The 18,376-nt window shown below is 69.5% G+C and carries 17 protein-coding genes; 13 read left to right on the top strand and 4 right to left on the bottom strand.

Features of this window, described 5'->3' with window-relative positions:
• Nucleotides 1-248 precede the first annotated feature (248 nt).
• Complete coding sequence (copC, locus tag AC6LKG_RS16660) at nucleotides 249-605, top strand: copper homeostasis periplasmic binding protein CopC (protein ID WP_498166023.1); 357 nt, start codon at nucleotides 249-251, stop codon at nucleotides 603-605.
• 1 nt (nucleotide 606) lies between these two features.
• A complete protein-coding gene (gene copD, locus AC6LKG_RS16655) occupies nucleotides 607-1,494 on the top strand; it encodes a copper homeostasis membrane protein CopD (RefSeq protein ID WP_498166022.1) in 888 nt (295 codons plus the stop codon).
• Nucleotides 1,495-1,546: 52 nt separating this feature from the next.
• On the opposite strand, the gene AC6LKG_RS16650 is transcribed toward copD, so the two are convergent.
• From AC6LKG_RS16650 to AC6LKG_RS16640, 3 genes are all read right to left on the bottom strand, one after another.
• A complete protein-coding gene (locus AC6LKG_RS16650) occupies nucleotides 1,547-3,013 on the bottom strand; it encodes a hypothetical protein (RefSeq protein ID WP_498166020.1) in 1,467 nt (488 codons plus the stop codon).
• 67 nt (nucleotides 3,014-3,080) lie between these two features.
• On the bottom strand, nucleotides 3,081-3,794 hold the full coding sequence (locus AC6LKG_RS16645; protein ID WP_498166019.1) for a glutamine amidotransferase: 714 nt from the start codon (nucleotides 3,792-3,794) through the stop codon (nucleotides 3,081-3,083).
• A gap of 136 nt (nucleotides 3,795-3,930) precedes the next feature.
• A complete protein-coding gene (locus AC6LKG_RS16640; protein WP_498166018.1) occupies nucleotides 3,931-4,875 on the bottom strand; it encodes a LysR family transcriptional regulator in 945 nt (314 codons plus the stop codon).
• A gap of 181 nt (nucleotides 4,876-5,056) precedes the next feature.
• On the opposite strand from AC6LKG_RS16640, the gene AC6LKG_RS16635 reads away from it, so the two are divergent.
• The 8 genes from AC6LKG_RS16635 (at nucleotide 5,057) to AC6LKG_RS16600 (ending at nucleotide 14,025) form a co-directional block, all read left to right on the top strand.
• Nucleotides 5,057-6,262: an aminotransferase class V-fold PLP-dependent enzyme gene (locus AC6LKG_RS16635; protein WP_498166016.1), complete on the top strand. Its 1,206-nt coding sequence runs from the start codon at nucleotides 5,057-5,059 to the stop codon at nucleotides 6,260-6,262.
• Nucleotides 6,263-6,306: 44 nt separating this feature from the next.
• Nucleotides 6,307-7,860, top strand: a complete 1,554-nt coding sequence (locus AC6LKG_RS16630) for an ABC transporter substrate-binding protein (RefSeq protein WP_498166014.1) — start codon at nucleotides 6,307-6,309, stop codon at nucleotides 7,858-7,860.
• 10 nt (nucleotides 7,861-7,870) lie between these two features.
• The gene (locus AC6LKG_RS16625; protein ID WP_498166011.1) at nucleotides 7,871-8,827 is read left to right on the top strand and encodes an ABC transporter permease; all 957 of its coding nucleotides are present in this window, start codon (nucleotides 7,871-7,873) and stop codon (nucleotides 8,825-8,827) included.
• Nucleotides 8,824-9,654, top strand: a complete 831-nt coding sequence (locus AC6LKG_RS16620) for an ABC transporter permease (RefSeq protein WP_498166010.1) — start codon at nucleotides 8,824-8,826, stop codon at nucleotides 9,652-9,654. The genes AC6LKG_RS16625 and AC6LKG_RS16620 overlap by 4 nt, the downstream gene beginning before the upstream one ends.
• Nucleotides 9,651-10,517 carry an ABC transporter ATP-binding protein gene (locus AC6LKG_RS16615; protein WP_498166008.1) on the top strand — a complete coding sequence of 289 codons (867 nt, stop codon included), beginning with the start codon at nucleotides 9,651-9,653 and terminating at the stop codon, nucleotides 10,515-10,517. The genes AC6LKG_RS16620 and AC6LKG_RS16615 overlap by 4 nt, the downstream gene beginning before the upstream one ends.
• Entirely contained in the window at nucleotides 10,514-11,353 is an 840-nt protein-coding gene (locus tag AC6LKG_RS16610; protein ID WP_498166007.1) for an ABC transporter ATP-binding protein, read from the top strand. Before AC6LKG_RS16615 ends, AC6LKG_RS16610 begins: the two co-directional genes overlap by 4 nt.
• A 121-nt stretch (nucleotides 11,354-11,474) precedes the next feature.
• The gene (locus AC6LKG_RS16605; RefSeq protein WP_498166005.1) at nucleotides 11,475-11,873 is read left to right on the top strand and encodes a DUF2946 family protein; all 399 of its coding nucleotides are present in this window, start codon (nucleotides 11,475-11,477) and stop codon (nucleotides 11,871-11,873) included.
• An 88-nt stretch (nucleotides 11,874-11,961) separates the two neighbouring features.
• Complete coding sequence (locus AC6LKG_RS16600; RefSeq protein WP_498166003.1) at nucleotides 11,962-14,025, top strand: TonB-dependent copper receptor; 2,064 nt, start codon at nucleotides 11,962-11,964, stop codon at nucleotides 14,023-14,025.
• On the opposite strand, the gene AC6LKG_RS16595 is transcribed toward AC6LKG_RS16600, so the two are convergent.
• A complete protein-coding gene (locus tag AC6LKG_RS16595; RefSeq protein ID WP_498166000.1) occupies nucleotides 14,015-14,200 on the bottom strand; it encodes a hypothetical protein in 186 nt (61 codons plus the stop codon). The two genes, AC6LKG_RS16600 and AC6LKG_RS16595, sit on opposite strands and share 11 nt — an antisense overlap.
• A 153-nt stretch (nucleotides 14,201-14,353) precedes the next feature.
• On the opposite strand from AC6LKG_RS16595, the gene AC6LKG_RS16590 reads away from it, so the two are divergent.
• The 3 genes from AC6LKG_RS16590 to AC6LKG_RS16580 all read left to right on the top strand — a co-directional run bounded on the left by AC6LKG_RS16590 (nucleotide 14,354) and on the right by AC6LKG_RS16580 (nucleotide 18,371).
• Entirely contained in the window at nucleotides 14,354-14,857 is a 504-nt protein-coding gene (locus AC6LKG_RS16590) for a sigma-70 family RNA polymerase sigma factor (protein WP_498165998.1), read from the top strand.
• Nucleotides 14,844-15,827: a FecR family protein gene (locus tag AC6LKG_RS16585; protein ID WP_498165995.1), complete on the top strand. Its 984-nt coding sequence runs from the start codon at nucleotides 14,844-14,846 to the stop codon at nucleotides 15,825-15,827. Before AC6LKG_RS16590 ends, AC6LKG_RS16585 begins: the two co-directional genes overlap by 14 nt.
• A 162-nt stretch (nucleotides 15,828-15,989) precedes the next feature.
• Complete coding sequence (locus AC6LKG_RS16580; protein WP_498166025.1) at nucleotides 15,990-18,371, top strand: TonB-dependent receptor; 2,382 nt, start codon at nucleotides 15,990-15,992, stop codon at nucleotides 18,369-18,371.
• Nucleotides 18,372-18,376 lie beyond the last annotated feature (5 nt).

The following is an 18,376-nucleotide window of genomic DNA, read 5'->3' as shown; positions in this document are numbered from 1 at the left end:
GCATTGCCGCGCGCGGCGCCGGCCGCGCCATGCCCGCGCGGCCGGGCGGCCCGGCTGCCGCAACAATCGCGGGCGCCACCGCGCGCCGCCTGATCCTTGCGCCCACGTCACGCCTGCCTGCGCGGGCGCGATGTGGGTGCGCATCCGTCCGATCCCCGAACCGGCCTTCCTTGCGCGCGATATCTTTCCCGCGCTCGCGCCATGCCTTTTGCGCGGCCTTGCGCCGCCGTTATCCTGGAGTTCCCATCATGTTCAAACCCGCATTCATCGCCGCCACGCTGGCGCTCGCCCCGCAATGGGCCTGGGCCCATGCCCACCTGCAACGCGCCACGCCGGCCGACAAGGCCGAGGTGGCCGCGCCGTCGTCGGTGACGGCCAGCTTCTCCGAAGCACTGGAGCCGGCCTTTTCGTCGCTGACCGTGCTGGACGCGGCCGGCAAGCCGGCCGTTGCAGCCAAGTCGGCGCCAGCGCCCGGCGACGGCAAGACGCTGGTGCTTCCCGTCGCCCAGCCCTTGGCGGCGGGCGCGTACACCGTGAAGTGGCAGGTCTTGTCCAAGGACGGCCACAAAACCAATGGGGCCTGGACCTTCACGGTCAAGCCCTGAGATGGACACGCTGTGGGTCGTGTTTGCGCTGTGCCGGGCCGTGAGCGCCGGCGCGGCGGCGCTGCTGTTCGGCGCCAGCGCCATGCTGGCGCTGGGCGGCTCGCCACGCCTGGGCACGGCAGCCGAGGCCGCGCTGCGGCCGGCCCTGTTGCGCATCGCGGCGGTGGGGCTGGTGGCCACGCTGTGCCTGCTGCCGCTGCAGGCCGCCAGCATCGCCGGCGATTGGCGCGCGATGCTGGACGGCGACATGCTGGACACGGTGACGCTGCGGACCCGCTATGGTCAGGCCTGGGTGCTGCGCGCGCTGTGCGCGGCGGCCGTGCTGGGCGTTGCGCTGGGGTTGCGGCCGGGCCGGCCCTCGTGGCTGGCCGGGCCGGCCGCGGTGGCCCTGGCGCCGCTGGCATTCAGCGGCCATGCGGCGATGCATGCAGGCGGCTGGGGCCTGGCGCACGCGCTCAATGACTATCTGCATGTGCTGGCGGCCGCGTTCTGGCTGGGGTCGTTGCCGGTGTTCCTGTCGTGGCTGGCGGCCTGGCAGCGTCCGCAAGCGCGCGCCGACGCCACGCGGGCGTTGTTGCGTTTTTCGGCCTGGGGGCACGTCGCTGTCGGGGTCCTGCTGCTGAGCGGCATCGCCAACGCGCTGCTGATCCTGGGCCCGAGGCTGCCGGCGCCCGGCGCGGCCTATGTGGGGGTGCTGCTGCTGAAGGTCGCGCTGGCCGTGGCCATGACGGGTCTGGCGCTGGCCAATCGCTATCGCTGGATCCCGCGCATCCGGCGCCGGCCGGACCAGGCGCTGCACGCCATCCGGCGCAATACGTGCTGGGAACTGGCGCTGGGCGCCATGGTGCTGATCAGCGTCGGTGTGCTGGGCCTGATGTCGCCGTCGTAGGCGGCGCGTGTCCACGGCATGCCGGCGGCAGGCGCCGTCGTCCTGCCGGTCCTCACCCCGCCAGCACCAGCAGCAGGGCCAGCGCCAGCAGCAGGCCGAAGGCGGCCAGCGCGAACGGCAGCAGTTGCGCATACACCGTACGCTCCTGGCCGTGGCCATGGGACAGGCCGGCGGCGATGGACATGCGCACCGGCGAGAAGAACCCCATCGAGGTGCCCGATACGTGCAGCAGCGCCGCCGCGGCCGGCAGGCTCAGGCCGGCGTGCAGGGCCAGGGATAGCTGCGACGGCATGAACAGGCTGTTGGGCGCGTTGCCGCTGTTGGCCAGGATGCCGAAGGCGCCGGCCATGAGCGGCGTGATCAGCAGGGTCCAATCGTTCAGGGCGCGGAACAGGCCGTCGGCGTAGGCTTGCGAAATGCCGGCGCCCGCCAGCACCTCGGCCATCATCGCGAACAGGAATACCGAAAGCACCGCATGCCTGCCGGTGCGCCAGGCGTGGCGGGCATTGTCCGCCAGCAGGCCCGGCCGGCGGCGCACGGCCGCCATCAGCAGCGCGCCGCCGATCAGCCAACTGCCGGCATGCAGGAACGGCGCCCAGGCGGGCAGGTCGGGGTAGGGGCTGAAGCGCGCCAGGCCGGCCAGGCCGTGGTTCAGCGCCGGCACCAGGCGCGTGGCGACCAGGCAGGCGATCAACGCGATGTATGGTAGCGCGCCCTTGGCTGCGGCGCGCAATTGCGCGCGTCGGGGACGTCGGTCCAGCACGAAGCGCAGCACGATCAAGGGGCCGAAGGCCGCCAGCAAGGCGGTTTCCGGGCCCAACAGCGCCGTGGCGGCTGTCAGCAGGGCCAGACTGGCCAGCATCCAGGCCGCCTCGCGCCCGCGTTCGGCCCAGGTGGCCGGCAGGCCCGCGCGCCGCGCGGTGAACCAGAACAGCGTCATCCATATGCCCATCAGCAGGGCCACGGGCGCCATGCCGTACAGGGCCAGTTGCGCCGGCGGCACGCGCGCGTAGGCGGAGGCCAGCAGCGTGCCGCTGCCCATTGCGCCCCACGGGATCAGGGTCTGGCTCAGGAGCGCGAAGATCATCAGCTCGCGCGGCTTGAACCCGAGCGGACGGATCAACAGCACGGTGCCCAGCATGCCGACGCCGAAGCCGGTGGCCGATTCGGCGAATGGCCCCACCAGGAAACAGGCGAAGAACAACAGGCGGCGGCGCGCCAGGGCATCGGCCGGCGTGTTGGCGGCCTCGGCGCCGGCCGCTGACGGGCCGCCCCGCGCCGCCATCTGCCAGAACAGCAGGCCGCCCAGGATGTAGGGGGTGATGACGGCGCCGATCCAGAGTCCGCGCGCCAGCGCCTGGCCCAGCGCGCCAGCCCCAAAAGCGCCGGGGGCAGCGAAGCCTGCCACAGGTATCGCGGCCAGTAGCCCGAGGACGGCGGCCAACGTGGTGTTGAGGCGGCCGCTGGCGATGGCACCGATCACGATCAGCGCCGGCAGGGACCATAGCAGATACATCATGGCGCGGCGCCCGCCAGGAGGGATTTGCGGCCGCCGCGGCGCGGGGCGGGAGCGCGGCGCGCCACGCTTAGCAGGCCGCCGCGAAGGCGCGCAGGATGTCCCGCGCGTGCGGCGTGGGCGCCAGCGCCGCACGCAGCGCGGACACATCATGGCCTTCGGCCGCCAGGAGGTCCTGGCGCCGCGCCAGGCACGCATCCATCAGCCCGGCGGTGAATTCCGGGTGGAACTGCACCGACAGCGCGCGCGGGCCGTAGCGCAGGATCTGGTGCGGATCGTGCGCCGTGCCGGCGAGCACGATGGCGCCGGCCGGCGGCCGCAGCACGCTCTGCTCGTGTGTCAGGTGGGCCGGAAAATGCTCGGGCAGGCCAGCCAGCAGCGGGTCGGCCGCGGCGGCGGGCAGGCGCCTCACGGGGTGCAGCCCGACCTCGCGGCCGCGCGGATGGTAGTCGACCTCGCCGCCGAAAGCATGGGCCATGAGCTGGTGCCCGTAGCAGATGCCGAGCAGCGGCAACTGCGTGTCCATCGCGGCGCGCAGCCACTGGGCGGTGCGTTCGCTCCAGGGCGCGCGGTCGGTGACCATGGCCCAGGAGCCAGTCAGCACCGCGCCGCGCAGCGCTGCCGGATCGGGCAGGGCCTCGCCATCGGCCGGATGGATCACGGCCAGGGGCGTATCCACGCCCGCCAGGGCCGCCGTGACCCAATCGGCCTGCTCGCCATGGGTGGCGCGCAGGTCTTCGGGCGGTCGGCCCATTTGCAGGATGGCTAGCGGTCGGCGAGGCATGGCGATAAGGGATGGGCGGCGCCCGGACGGGCCCCGCAGCATGATGAGGCCGGCGCGCCCATTCATCAATAGCCTGGCCTGGCTATCTGTCATGAGCGGAATTGATATCGGCCCCGGCGGCGCATGGGGGCAGCCCTTACGGAAACGCCATCAACGCATCCGCCTCGCTCGCCAGCGGATCGACCAGCTCGACCCGCTGCGGCGCCATTTCCTTGACCAGCCGGATCAAGGCGCGCGCGAATTCGCGCGCCTGTTCCGATGGCGCGAACGAACTGGGCAGCAGAAAGCCGTAGGGCATGGTCAGCCGCGGTTCGAAGTCGCGCAGCACGATGCCCGGCACATTGGCCGCCAGGATCGGGTCGGCCAGGGCGATGCCCATGCCCAGCGCGGCCAGTTGGCAGGCCGATTGGCCGGACGAGGTTTCCATCACCAGCCGCAGCGGCAGGCGGCGCTTCTCCATCAGGTCGTCGATATGCTGGCGCAGCAGGGTGAAAGGGCGCAGGGCGATGAAGGGTTCGTCCTTGATGTCATCGGCCGTCACCACGCGCTTGGCCGCGAGCCGATGGCCCTCGGGCATGGCGATCACCAGGCGCACCCGGGCGAAGATGCGCGAGTGGATGCCGGGAAAGTCGATCGGCAGCGCCGCCACGCCCAGATCGAACTGCTGGCCGGACATCCACAGGCCGACGTCGACGCGCGAGCGCACCTCCAGCGATACCCGCACCTTGGGATGGCTGCGGGCGAACTCGGCGATGGCGCGCGGCGTGACGCTGTAGGCGAAATAGGGTTGTGTCAGGATGCGCAGCCACGCATCCTGCTGGTTGCGGATCGATTCGGCGATGCGCGAGACCTCTTCGAAGCCAGCCAGGATGTGGCGCGTGCCTTCATAGAAGCGCAGGCATTCCTGCGTCGGAATCAGGCCGCGGCCCTGCCGCAGGAACAGCGGGAAACCCACTTCCTCTTCCAGCGCGGAAATCAGGCGGCTGACCTGCGGCTGGGTGCGATGGATGCGGTGCGAGGCTTCGGTGACGCTGCCGGTTTCGAGCACCGCGCGCAGCGCCTGCAGGCGATTCAGGCGCATAGGGACAAACCCCGACAGGCCGGCCCGGGGCAGGCCGAGCGGCAGGCCTCGTCCCAGAGGGAAAGCAAGCGGCGCGCGACCGACACTTTACAAAAGCGCATGAATCAATACTCCAAACGAAATTGACGCATGAATTCGTGCAATCTTAGGATCATCCCACCTTCAATGAAAGAGGCGCGGCGTGAATATCCTGGACAAACCGGTTTCCGTGGGCGGACCCGCGGCACTTTTTCCCGATGACCGCAATGGCATCGAAAAGCTCGACTGGAGCAACATCGGCGAGGCGTTTCCCATCAAGCAACGGCGCGCTTACCTGAACAACGCCTCCATCGGGGCGCTGAGCCTGCCGGTGGTGGCGGCGGTGAACCGCTTCATGGAGGACGTGCGCGACAACGGCCGCAACGCCTATCCGCAGTGGTGCCGCTATGCCGAAGAGACCATCAAGGCCCGCATCGGCCGCCTGATCGGTGCGCACCGCGACGAGATCGCCTACGTCAAGAACACCACCGAAGGGCTGGTGAACGTGGCCAACGGCTTTCCCTGGCGCGATGGCGACAATCTGATCCTGCCCGACATCGAATATCCGTCCAATGTCTACTGCTGGATGAAGCTGGCCGCGCGCGGCGTTACCATCCGCTGGGTGAAGAACCGCAACGGCCGCATCCTGGTGGATGACATCCGCAAGCTGATGGACGACCGCACCCGCCTTGTGTCGCTGAGCGCGGTGCAGTTCTCCAATGGCTTTCGCCAGGATCTTGAGGCCACCTCGAACCTGTGCCACGAGCGGGGCGTGTACCTGAACCTGGACGCGATCCAGTGGGCCGGCGCGCTGGAGCTGGACGTGGAACGGCTGGGGGTCCACTTCCTGTCGGTGGGCGGCCACAAGTGGATGCTGGCGCCCATCGGCACCGGCTATTTCTATTGCCGCAAGAGCGTGCTGGGCCTGCTGGACCCGCCGAGCGTGGGCTACCACAGCGTCGACAGCACCGAAGACCACATGCACTATCTGCTGGAATACCGGCCCAACGCCGGCCGCTTCGAAGAGGCGCTGGCCAACTTCACCGGCATCTGGGGCCTGGACGCCGCGGTGCGCGTGCAGTTGGCGTTGACGCCGGCGCGGATCGAGGCGCACATCCTCGAACTGACCGACTATGCCGGCGCCGCCTTGCAGCGCAAGGGCTATCAGATCGTCAGCGCGCGGGCGCCGGGCGAGGCCTCGGGCAACCTGTCGTTCAAGCATCCCGGCCACGATGCGCAGGAGTTGGCAGAACGCCTGCGCGAGGCAGGCGTGGACCTGGCGGTGCGCGGCGGCAACCTGCGCATTTCGCCCAGCTACTACAACGATTCCACTGAAATCGACCGGCTGGTCGAGGCGCTGCCGTCCTGACGACGCGCCCGCCACCGGCCGGCATTTTGCACAAGGGGTAAAACATGACGAAGATGCACAACTGGCGCCGTCTGGCGCACCTGCTGGGCGCTTGCGCCCTGGCGGCCGGCGTTTCGGCCGCGCACGCCGCCGAAACGCCCAAGACCGGCGGCACGCTGCGCTACGGCACCGTGTCCGAGATCGTGTCGCTCGACCCGCACGTCTATGGCGGCAGCGCCTGGAAGGTGCTGATCGAGGCGCTCTACAGCCCGCTGGCGGGCTACGACAAAAGCGGGGCGATCGTGCCGCGGCTGGCGCAGCGCTGGGAGCAGCCCGATGCCCGCACCATTGTCTTCCACTTGCGGCCAGACGTGGTTTTCCAGGATGGCACACCGGTGACCGCCGAGGATGTCAAGTTCTCGCTCGACCGCATCCTGGACCCGGCCACCGGCGCCACCCTGCGCTCGAACCTGCAGGGGATCTCCGTCACCGTGGTCGATGCGGCTACCGTCAAGGTGCAGAAGCCATCGCCCGACGCCACCATGCTGAGCGTGCTGGCCTTGCCCGAAGCCGCCATCGTGTCGCGCAAGTGGGTCGAAAGCGGCGCCAACCTGAAGCTCTCGGCCAATGGCACCGGCCCGTTCCAGTTGAAGCAGTACGAGCCCGCGGTGCGCGCCAGCCTGGTGCGCAACCCGCACTATTTCGTCAAGGGCCAGCCGTACCTGGATGGCGTCGACTTCCGCATGATCAAGAGCGACGACGCGCGCGTCAATGCGTTGCGCAGCCAGTCGCTGGACATGATCGACTTCGTGCCCTGGAAAGACATCGACGTGCTGCGCCGCAATGCCGGCATCAAGATCGACACCGCCGGCGGGGCCTTCATGAGCGTGTGGTTCAACACCGCCAAGAAGCCGTTCGATGACGCCCGCGTGCGCCGCGCCGTTTCGTATGCCATCGACCGCGAGGCGGTATCCAAGGCGGCCTTCTTCGGTTATGGCAAACCGATCTATGGCGCGCCCACGCCGGCCGATTCGCCTTACCACGACAAGGCGCTGGACGGCACCTTCAAGCGCGATACCGCCAAGGCCCGCGCGCTGCTGGCCGAGGCCGGCTACGCCAACGGGGTGGATGCGTCCATGGTGGTGTTCCAGGGATTGGGCATCTACACCACCATGGCGCAGGTGGTGCAGGCCAACCTCAAGGAGGTCGGCATCAACCTGAAGCTGGAGCCGGTCGAATGGGCCACCCTGGTCGAGCGCAAGAACCGCGGCGACTACCAATCGATGATCTACGGCGTGTCGGTCAAGCTGCCCGACCCGGATGCCTATGCCTACTACCTGGGCGGCGATTCGAGCTACTGGGCCAAGCCGGTCGGCTACCGCGATGCCGAACTGGAGAAGCTGCTGGCCGAGGGCCGCGCGCTGACCGACCCCAAGGCGCGCCAGCCGATCTATCGCCAGGCCGAGCAGCGCATCCTGGAGACCAGCCCGTGGGCTTTCGTGAGCTGGCGCGAGCAGGCCCAGGGCTATCTGCGCAAGGTCCACGGCTATACCCAGTTGGGCGGGGCCCTGAGCGAAAGCAGCCCCGGTATCTCGCTGCCCACCATGTGGCTGAACTGAGCGCGCCGGCATGCTGCCTTTTCTGCTCAGACGCCTGGGGTCGGCGCTGATCACGCTGGCGCTGGCGACAGGCGTGGTCTTCATCGCCATCCACCTGCTGCCCGGCGATCCGGTCGCGATCATGCTGGGCGATCAGGCCGGCAGCGATCCGGTGGCCGTGGCGCGGGTGCGCGCCCAACTGGGCCTGGACCTGCCGCTGGCCACGCAGTTCACGCACTGGGTCGGGGCGCTGGCGCACGGCGATCTGGGCGTGTCGCTGCGCACTGGCGAGCCGGTGGCCGACGAACTGGCGCGGCGCATTCCGCGCAGCCTGGAACTGATCGGCGCCGGCCTGCTGGTGGCGGTGCTGCTGGGCGTGCCGCTGGGCGTGGTGGCGGCGCGGTCGCGCGGCCGGCTGGCCGGCATGGCGGCATCGGTGCTGGCGGTGGCTGGCTTTTCGGCGCCGGTGTTCGTGCTGGGCATCCTGCTAGTGCTGGTATTCAGCCTGGCGCTGGGGTGGCTGCCGTCGTCGGGTTTCGTGGCGTTCTCGGACGACCCCTGGCAGCACTGCCTGGCGCTGATCCTGCCGTCGCTCACCATCGGCCTGAACTTCATGGGCGTGGTGGCGCGCATGACGCGCGCCAGCCTGGGCGATGTCATGGGCCGCGACTACGTCAAGCTGGCCCGCGCCAAGGGCCTGCCGCGTGGCCAGGCGATCCTGCGGCACGCGCTGCCGAACGCGCTGGTGCCGGTCATCGCCATTATCGGCGTGCGCGCCGGCAACCTGCTGGGCGGCACCGTCATCATCGAGGCGCTGTTCGACTGGCCCGGCCTGAGTTCGCTGCTGGTGAGCGCGGCATTCTCGCGCGACTATCCGGTGATCCAGGGCGCGCTGCTGGCCATCTTCGCCTTGTTCATCCTGATCAGCCTGGTCATCGACCTGGCGCAGGGCTTTGTCGACCCCCGCATCCGCAGGCCATCCGCATGATTGCATCGCTTCGTATCCCCAAGACCGGCGTGGCGGTCCGGCTGGCGCTCGGTTTCCTGGCCGTGGTGGTGCTGGCCGCCATCTTCGGCCCTGCGCTGGGCCTGGCCGATCCGTACCGCATCGACGCCGCCAACCTGCTGGCGTCGCCGTCCTGGCAACACTGGCTGGGCACCGACGAGTTGGGCCGCGACCTGCTGGCGCGCGCTGTCTACGGCGCCCGCGTATCGCTGTCCGTGGCGGCCGCCGCGGTGGTACTGGCCGGCGTGGTGGGCGTGGCGGTGGGCGTCGGCGTGGCCTTCCTGGGCCGGCGCGCCGAAGCCGCCGCAATCCGCGTGGTGGACGTGTTCGTATCGCTGCCGGAGATCTTCGTGGCGCTGGTGGTGCTGGCCTTCATCGGCGGCAACCTGCCGACGCTGGTGGGCACCATCGGCATCCTGTACGCGCCGCAGTTCGCCCGCGTTGCGTGGGGCGTGGCGCGCGGCATCCGGGCGCGCGAACACGTGTTGGCGGCCAGCTCGCTGGGCGCGGGCACGCCCTGGATCATCTGGCACGAAGTGCTGCCGAACATGCGCTCGATCATCGCGGTGCAGGCCTCTTTCACGTTCTCGTTCGCCATGCTGCTGGAGGCGGGCCTGAGCTTCCTGGGGCTGGGCGTGCGGCCGCCGGTGCCGTCTTGGGGCCAGATGGTCGGCTCGCTCAAGGATTACCTGTTCACCAACCCGTGGCCGGTGCTGGTGCCGGCGCTGGCGTTGTTCTTCACGGTGCTGGCCGTCAACGTGCTGGGCGACTGGTTGCAGGATGCCCTCAATCCGGAGTTGCAACGATGAACCATGATGCCGGGGTATTGCTGGCGGTCAGGAACCTGCGGGTCGATTTCGACACCCCGGGCGGCCGCTACGCCGCCGTGAAGGGCATCGATCTGACGCTGCGTCGCGGCGAGGTGGTGTGCCTGGTAGGCGAGTCGGGCTCGGGCAAGTCCGTGACCGGCTATTCGCTGATGGGCCTGGTGGACCCGCCGGGCCGGGTCGCGGCCGATATGCTGCAATTCGACGGCCGCGACCTGCTGCGCGCCTCGGAACGCGAGAAAGACGCGCTGCGCGGCAAGGAAATCGCAATGGTGTTCCAGGAACCCATGACCGCGCTCAACCCGGGCCGCACGGTGGGCAACCAAATCGCCGAAGTCATCCGCCTGCATGGCGGCGCCGGCCGCAAGGCGGCGTGGGCGCGGGCAGTGGCGCTGCTGGATCGGGTGGGCATCCGCGAACCGGCGCAACGCGCCAGGGCCTATCCGCATGAACTGTCCGGCGGCATGCGGCAGCGCGTGATGATCGCGATTGCCTGCGCCATGTCGCCCCGGCTCATCATCGCCGACGAGCCCACCACGGCGCTGGACGTGACGGTGCAGGCGCAGGTACTGGAGCTGTTGTTTTCGATCCAGGCCGAGACCGGCGCGGCCGTGCTGTTCATCACCCACGACCTGGGCGTGGTGGCCGAGATCGCCGACCGGGTGGTGGTCATGCGCGCCGGCGAAGTGGTGGAGGAGGGCGGCGTACAGCGCATCTTCGCCCAGCCGCGCCACCCCTATACCCAGGCGCTCCTGGCCGCCGTGCCGGACGTGGACGCGCCGCGTGACCGGGCCCGCCGCCTGAGCGCGCCGCCATCTCGCGCCGCGCAGGGGGCCGGGTCATGACCGATTTCATTCTGCGCGCCGAAGGCGTGGCCAAGGACTATGTCGCCGCCCGCGGACTGCTGGGCCGGCCGACCCGCGTGGTGCACGCCGTCAAGGGCGTGAGCCTGGCGGTGGCGCCGGGCACCACGCTGGCCCTGGTGGGCGAATCCGGCTCGGGCAAGAGCACGCTGGGCCGCTGCATCGCCGGCCTGCTGCGTCCGACGGCGGGCCGCATCCAATTGGCCGGTCACGACGTCAACCAACTGGCCGGCGCGGCCTTGCGCATGTTCCGGCGCCAGGTACAGACCATTTTCCAGGACCCGTACTCCAGCCTGAATCCGCGTCGCACGGTGGGCCAGGCCATCATGGACGGCATGGTGATCCATGGCCTGTATACCCCCGAGGAACGCCGCGCGCGCATGCTCGCGCTGCTGCGGCGGGTCGGCTTGCAGCCGGATCACGCGCAGCGCTTCCCGCACCAGTTCTCGGGTGGCCAGCGTCAGCGCATCGCGATTGCACGGGCATTGGCGCTGGAACCGCGTTTCATCATCGCGGACGAAGCGGTCTCGGCGCTGGACGTGTCGGTCAAGGCGCAGGTGCTCGATCTGCTGGCCGACCTGCAGGCCGAGCATGGGCTGACCTATCTGTTCATTTCGCACGACCTGGGCGTGGTGCGCCATTTCGCCGACCGCGTGGCCATCATGGCCGCGGGGGAACTGGTGGAAGAGGGCGAATGCGACCGCATCTTCGAGGCGCCGGCGCACGACTATACCCGGCGGCTGATCGCCGCCGTGCCGCGGCCGGACCCGGCGCGCCGCCGGCTGCGCGCGCCGGTGGCGGCGGGGCGGGAGGGCTGATCCGCGTCAGCGATCAGGCTGACCGCAACGCCCTCGAACTTTCCCAGCGTCCTACTGCACCGGATGCCATCCGTTTTGCATGGCGGTGCGTGCTACCATCCGCTCCTTCAAGAGGATGCGAATGCCCGCCAGAGGTGCCCTTGACCAACGACGCTGGACCGCGCTGGCCGCGGCGGTCCTGTTCGTCTTCCAGGCGCTGATCGCTTCCGCCGCACTGACCGGCCCGGGCGCCGCTCCCGGCGCCACCACCATCATCTGCACCGCCAGCGGGCCGCGCCTGGTCACGCTGGACGCCGACGGCGTCGCGCGCGACACGCAGCAGCACAGCGGCGCCATGCCGCATTGCTGTTTTGCCGGCTGCGCCATGCTGGGCGGCGCCCCGCTGCCGGGGTTGCCATTGCTCGCCTGGCTGCCACCCGACACGCCGCGACCGTTGCCGGCGCCCACCCTCGACATCCATTTCTCCAGCGCGCAGGCGCGGTTGCCGCGGCAGCCGCGCGCTCCGCCTCTGTCGGCCTGAACCCCGTCTTTGCCATTTTTTTGCTGGCGCGCATCGATGCGGCCCGTACGGTCGCGCGCGTCCAGCCCGTTCAGATCCAGAGATCCCCATGCGCAAGAAACAGCAAATCCTGCGGGCCTGCGGCCTGGCCACCGCCGTGGCCGCGTCGTTCCCCGCCTGGCCCGGCAACGTCGACGCCGACGGCATCACGGTCACCGATGCGGTGGTCATCACCGGCGTGGCGCCCAGCGCGCCATTGACCTTCGCCACCGACCCGAAGATCCCGCGCCAGCCCCTGCCGGCCAGCGACGGCACCGACTACCTCAAGACCATTCCCGGCTTCTCGGCCATCCGCAACGGCGGCACCAACGGCGATCCGGTGCTGCGCGGCATGTTCGGCTCGCGCCTGAACATCCTGACCAACGGCACCTCGATGCCCGGCGCCTGCCCGGCGCGCATGGACGCGCCCAGCTCGTACATCTCGCCCGAGAACTTCGACAAGCTCACCGTCATCAAGGGGCCGCAGACGGTGCTGTGGGGGCCGGGCGCCTCGGCCGGCACCATCCGCTTCGACCGCGACACGCCGCGTTTCAGCGAACCCGGCGTGAGCTTGGACGGCAGCCTCGTGGGCGGATCAAACGGCCGCAACGACCAGGCCGCCGACCTGACCGTCGGCAACGACAAGGTCTACACCCGCATCACCGCCAACCATTCGCACGCCCAGGACTACAAGGACGGCGACGGCAACCAGGTGCCGTCGCGCTGGGACAAGTGGAACGCCGACCTGGCGCTGGGCTTCACGCCCGACGCCGGCACGCTGTACGAGCTGACCGCCGGCACCGGCGACGGCAACGCCCGCTACGCCGGGCGCGGCATGGACGGTTCGCAGTTCAAGCGCGAAAGCTTCGGCCTGCGCTTCGAGAAGCGCAACCTGGGCGGCGTGCTGGACAAGCTGGAGGCGCAGCTCTACTACAACTACGCCGATCACGTGATGGACAACTACACGCTGCGCGCGCCGGACCCGCACGGCATGATGCCGATGGCGATGGCCGCGAACGTGGACCGCGCGACCTGGGGCGGGCGCGTCGCCGGGACCTGGAAGCTGGCGCCGGACCTGGGCCTGGTGACTGGCCTGGACCTCCAGCAGAGCCGTCATCGCTCGCGCAGCGGCAACGCCATGGTGTCTTACCGCGAACAAAACTGGGTCAAGGATGCCAGCTTCGCCAACACTGGCGTCTTCGGCGAGCTGACCTGGCATGCCGCCGACGACAGCCGCATCATCGGCGGGGCGCGGGTGGACTGGGCCTCGGCCAAGGACTTCCGGCGCGACAATGGCTCGATGATGATGCCGATGCCCAACCCCACCGCCGGCGAACGCCGCAACGAGACGCTGCCCAGCGGCTTCCTACGCTACGAGCGGGACCTGGCGGACCTGCCGGCCACGGTGTACATCGGCCTGGGCCATGCGGAACGCTTCCCGGACTACTGGGAACTGTTCTCGCCGAACCAGGGACCCGATGGCTCGGTCAACGCGTTCAGCGGCGTCAAGCCCGAGAAGACGACGCAGCTCGATTTCGGCGCGCAATACAAGACCGAGACCCTCGATGCGTGGCTGTCCGGCTACGCCGGCTATGTCGACGACTTCATCCTGTTCGACTACGCCATGGGCGGCATGCACGGCAGTTCGACGCAGGCCAGCAACATCGACGCGCGCATCGCCGGCGGCGAGCTGGGGCTGTCCTACCAGGCGGCGCCGCGCTGGAAGCTGGGCGCGACGCTGGCCTACGCCTGGGGCCAGAACCGCAGCGATGGCCGCGCCTTGCCGCAGATGCCGCCGCTGGAAGCCAGGCTCAGCGCCGCCTACGACGATGGCACCTGGTCGGCCGGCGCGCTTTGGCGGCTGGTGGCGGCGCAGCGCCGCTACGCGCTGAACCAGGGCAATGTGGTGGGCAAGGACTTCGGCCCCAGCGCCGGCTTCGGCGTGTTCTCGCTGAACGGCGGCTACGCGGTCAGCAAGCAGGTCAAGCTGTCGCTGGGCGTGGACAACCTGTTCAACAAGACCTACGCCGAGCACCTGAACCTGGCGGGCGACGCCGGCTTCGGCTTTGCCGCCAACACGGCCTTCAATGAACCCGGCCGCACCCTCTGGGCGCGGCTGAGCTTCAAGTATTGAGCGCCGTCCGGATCCGCTTGAGATCCCGTTCCAGCTCGATGCGCATCGCTTTCAGCAACGCCCGCGCGTATTCCGAAAGCGGTGTGCCGGGCCGGAACACCAGCAGGCTGGCAAAGCCGATGTCCAGTTCCAGCGGCTTGATGGTCAAGCCGCGCGCCAGGTAGTCCAGCGCCATGACCGGATGCACCAGGCCGATGCCCACGCCGTGCAGGGCGAACTCGCCTGCACTAAGGGCAGGGCGCCGGACGCGGCCGGAGCGCGGGGGTTTGTTTATGAAAATGGAAACCATTATCATGCATATCATGCATGCCTCTGTCGATTGTGCGTCATGTCCTTGCGTCCGTCCCGTCCCTCCGGCTTCCTGGCCTATTACGAAGAGCTGCTCGCGGTCTGGACCCGCAGGCTGGGCTGCCGTGACGCCGCGCGCGACCTGGCCCACGACGCGCTGGTGAAGTGCCTGGAAACCGATCCAGCCCAGGTGGCGCAGCCGCGCGCTTACTTGCACCAGGCCGCGCGCAACGTGGCCGTGGACCAATTCCGCCGTGACGGCGGGCAGGAATGGGTGCCGCTTGATACCATTGCCGACCACGCCAGTCCACTGGGCGACCCGATGGCCCAGGCGCGCACCGGCCAGTTGGGACAGGCGCTGGAAGCGGCGCTGGCGGAACTGCCGCTCAAGTGCCGCCAGGTGTTCGTGTGGCAGCGGCTGGAAGGCCTGACGCAGGCCGAGATCGCAGAGCGCATGGGATTGAGCAAGAACATGGTCGAGAAATACATGATCCGTACCGCGCTGCATCTGCGCGAGCGGCTGGGGGCCTATGCGCCCAACTGACGCCGCATCGTCCGGGCGGGCCGGCCGCGAGGCCGACGCCATCCGCGCCGAGGCCGCGCGCTGGTTCGCGCGCGCCCATTCCGGTGAATGGGATTCGGCGCAGGAACAGGCGCGCGCCGCCTGGCTGGCCGCCGACCGGCGCCACGCCTACGAGTACGGCATGCTGGAATCGATCTGGCAGGCGGCCGGCGGTATCGCGCCCGAGCGCTTGCGCGCCCTGGCCGAGCCGCCGCGCCGCCGCGCGGCCCATCCAGGACGGCGGGCCGCGTTGGCCTTGAGCCTGGGCGCCGCGATCATCGCCGTGGGCGGCTGGGCGCTGTGGCCGCGCGGCGCCGGCTGGACCGAATACCGGACACAGGTTGGCGAACTGCGCAGCGTGGCATTGCCCGATGGCTCCCGCGCCGAATTGAACAGCCGCAGCCGCATCCGCGTACGTTTTGACGATGCCGAGCGGCGCGTCGTCCTGGAGGAAGGCGAGGCGCTGTTCACGGTCGAGAAGAACGCCGCGCGCCCGTTCGTGGTGGACGCCGGGCTGGGCACCGCCACCGTGACCGGCACGCGCTTCGACGTGCGCCGCGATGCGGACCAGGTGCGGGTGCTGGTGGAGTCGGGTTCGGTCAAGGTGGCCGGCGCGCACGACGCGGCGGCCTTGCCGGTCGCGGCCGGGCAGGGCGTGCGCATCGACGCGGCCGGGCAGGCCGGCGCGGCCGAGCCCGTCGACATGGCCGCGACGCTGGCCTGGCGCGGCGGCCAGATCCGCTTCAGCAATACCGACCTGGCCACGGCGGCGCGGGAAGTATCGCGTTATCGCCAGCAGCCGATCGTGCTGGCGCCGGGCGTCGAGCACCTGACCGTGACCAGCGTGTTCCAGACCCGCGACACCGACGCCTTCCTCATGGCCTTGCCGCACATCCTGCCGGTACAGGTGCGCCAGTTGCCAGACGGCCGCAGCGAAATTTCAGCGCGCTGACGCTGTTACAAAATAGTCCGGCCGGCCATTCAGGTTTTTTCGCCGTATTGCGTCTTCTTCTTGATTCCGTGGGGCATGGGGCCCGTCGACAACGGAGCAGGAGCAGAAGCTGTGGTTCACGAGAAAATGGGACAAGGCGCGCTGGTGGCCGCGCGCCTGACGATGGCCGCGATGGCGGCAGTGCTGGCGTTCGGCCCGGGGATGGCCAGCGCTCAGGCGACGGCGCCCGTCGCCATCGACATGCCGGCGCAGTCGCTCGACCAGGCGCTCAAGCGGCTGGCCGAAACGCACGGCCTGCAGATTTTCTATGCGCCCCAGACCGTGGCCGGCATGCAGGCGCCGGCGCTGTCCGGGTCCATGACGCCGCAACAGGCGCTGGCCGCGCTGCTGCAGGGCAAACCATTGCGGCTGCGGCAGGAAGGCTCGGCCACCATCATCGAACCCGAGGCGGCCAGCGGCGGCGCCACCGTGATGGCGCCGATCGAGGTCAGCGCCTCGCGCACGGCCAGCAATCTGGTCAGTCCCGTGCAGCAGACCATCGTGCTGGAGCGCGACGCCTTGCAGGAACTGCGCACCGGCTCGGACAGCCTGGCCAGCGTGCTGGCCAAGACCGTGCCGGGCATGGCCGATTCCAGCCGCACCATGACCGACTACGGCCAGACGCTGCGCGGACGCGGCGTGCTGGTGCTGGTGGACGGCATTCCGTTGAACACCAACCGCGACTCGTCGCGCAATCTGGCCAACATCGACCCGGCCACCATCGAGCGCGTCGAAGTGCTGCGCGGCAGCAGCTCGATCTACGGCGCCGGGGCCACCGGCGGCATCGTCTCGATCACCACCCGGCCCGCCGGCGGCGAACCGGTGGCCGAAACCACCGTGACCGCCGTCAGCCCGCTGAGCCGGCTGAATTCGGCCGGGCTGGGCGGCCAACTGCAGCAGCATTTCGCCGGCAGCCAGGGCATGCTGGACTACGCGCTGGACCTGGGCGCGCGCCACAACGGCGCCTCCTACGACGCGCGCGGCCGCCGCATCGCGCCCGAACCCAGCCAGGGCGATCTGTTCGACTCCAACATCTACAGCCTTGGGGGCAAACTGGGCCTGCGGCTGGACGACAAGCAGCGCCTGCAACTGTCGGCCAGCTACTACAACGCCGACCAGCATTCCGATTACGCCTCGGATCCCTCGGTCGGCCGCCTGCCGCCGGGCACGGCGCGCGCGCTGCCGCTCGACGGCCTGGACCTGGCCGACCAGAACCAGATCCGCAATACCCTGGTGAACCTGGAATACCAGCACCTGGACCTGCTGGGCAGCAAGGTCACGGCGCAGATGTACTACCGCGATTACTACACCCGCTTCACGCCGTTCGACGCGCGCGCCGTGGTCACGCGCGGCGGCAACGTCGACCAGGTCATGCAGAACACAAAGGTGTTCGGCAGCCGGCTGACGATCGACACGCCGCTGGGCGAGCAGTCGAAACTGCTGTGGGGCATGGACTTCAACCAGGAACGCAGCGACATGCCGATCGACGTGTTCGACGCGGCCGCCTACGACGCCAGCGGCGGCAGGGTGTTCCGCAAGACCGGCCGCCTGACCTACATGCCCGAGCTGACCTCGCGCAGCACCGGCATCTTCGGCCAACTGGAGCACCGCTTCAACGAGCAATGGTCGGTGCAGGGCGGGGCGCGCTACGAGTACGCCACCGCCCGCTTCGGCGACTTCGTGCCGCTGTCGCAATCGCGCGTGGCGTCGCCGGCCTCGGTGCGGGGCGGCTCGGTCAGCTACGACGCCTTCCTGTTCAACGCGGGCCTGTCCTACGCGCCGATCCGCGGCCAGGAGCTGTACGCCAACTTCAGCCAGGGCTTCCAGTTGCCGGACATCGGCGTGCAGATGCGCAACGCGCGGCCGGGCTTCGACATCGGCTCGTCGGACCTGCAGCCGGTCAAGACCAACAACTACGAGCTGGGCTGGCGCGGCGGGGTGGGCAACACCACGGCGTCGCTGGCGCTGTTCTACACCACCTCCAAGCTGGGCGACGTGCAGAGCTTCAACAACGGCCTGATCCTGACCCGCACCGAGGAGCGCATCCACGGCATCGAGGCGACGGTGGACTACCTGACCGACGACGAAACGTGGGGCGCGGGCGGCACCTTTACCTGGATGAAGGGCCGCGAGCGGCCCGACAACGGCCAGTGGCGCGACATGACCGGCTACCGCATCCCGCCGCTCAAGCTCACCGCGTACCTGCAATATCGGCCGAACGAGCGCTGGAGCAGCCGCATCCAGGCCAATTACTTCGGCGCGCGCGACTACCGGCTGAATGGCGTCGAGAGTTTCGGCCGCCGCGACGTCAGCGGCTATTTCACGGTGGACCTGATGAGCCGCTACCAGTTCACGCCCAAGGACACGCTGGTGGTCGGCGTCGAGAACCTGTTCAATCGCGACTACTACCCGCTCTACAGCCAGTTGATGCGCACCAGCACCAACACCAGCCGTCTGCCGGCGGCGGGCACGGTCTTGACGCTGACCTACCAGCACCGCTGGTAGGCCTC

Source organism: Achromobacter sp. 46006 (genome assembly GCF_059761975.1).
The sequence above is the reverse complement of the archived record's forward strand: the minus strand, read 5'-3'. Positions and strand labels throughout refer to the sequence as shown.

Coding starts and splice junctions, on each gene's coding strand:
- AC6LKG_RS16615 (WP_498166008.1), top strand. CDS start 9,651: ATGAACCATGATGCCGGGGTATTGCTGGCGGTCAGGAACCTGCGGGTC.
- AC6LKG_RS16650 (WP_498166020.1), bottom strand. CDS start 3,013: ATGATGTATCTGCTATGGTCCCTGCCGGCGCTGATCGTGATCGGTGCC.
- AC6LKG_RS16600 (WP_498166003.1), top strand. CDS start 11,962: ATGCGCAAGAAACAGCAAATCCTGCGGGCCTGCGGCCTGGCCACCGCC.
- AC6LKG_RS16625 (WP_498166011.1), top strand. CDS start 7,871: ATGCTGCCTTTTCTGCTCAGACGCCTGGGGTCGGCGCTGATCACGCTG.
- AC6LKG_RS16640 (WP_498166018.1), bottom strand. CDS start 4,875: ATGCGCCTGAATCGCCTGCAGGCGCTGCGCGCGGTGCTCGAAACCGGC.
- AC6LKG_RS16645 (WP_498166019.1), bottom strand. CDS start 3,794: ATGCCTCGCCGACCGCTAGCCATCCTGCAAATGGGCCGACCGCCCGAA.
- AC6LKG_RS16630 (WP_498166014.1), top strand. CDS start 6,307: ATGACGAAGATGCACAACTGGCGCCGTCTGGCGCACCTGCTGGGCGCT.
- copC (WP_498166023.1), top strand. CDS start 249: ATGTTCAAACCCGCATTCATCGCCGCCACGCTGGCGCTCGCCCCGCAA.
- AC6LKG_RS16620 (WP_498166010.1), top strand. CDS start 8,824: ATGATTGCATCGCTTCGTATCCCCAAGACCGGCGTGGCGGTCCGGCTG.
- AC6LKG_RS16595 (WP_498166000.1), bottom strand. CDS start 14,200: ATGGCGCTGGACTACCTGGCGCGCGGCTTGACCATCAAGCCGCTGGAA.
- AC6LKG_RS16590 (WP_498165998.1), top strand. CDS start 14,354: ATGTCCTTGCGTCCGTCCCGTCCCTCCGGCTTCCTGGCCTATTACGAA.
- AC6LKG_RS16585 (WP_498165995.1), top strand. CDS start 14,844: ATGCGCCCAACTGACGCCGCATCGTCCGGGCGGGCCGGCCGCGAGGCC.
- AC6LKG_RS16610 (WP_498166007.1), top strand. CDS start 10,514: ATGACCGATTTCATTCTGCGCGCCGAAGGCGTGGCCAAGGACTATGTC.
- AC6LKG_RS16580 (WP_498166025.1), top strand. CDS start 15,990: ATGGCCGCGATGGCGGCAGTGCTGGCGTTCGGCCCGGGGATGGCCAGC.
- AC6LKG_RS16605 (WP_498166005.1), top strand. CDS start 11,475: ATGCCCGCCAGAGGTGCCCTTGACCAACGACGCTGGACCGCGCTGGCC.
- copD (WP_498166022.1), top strand. CDS start 607: ATGGACACGCTGTGGGTCGTGTTTGCGCTGTGCCGGGCCGTGAGCGCC.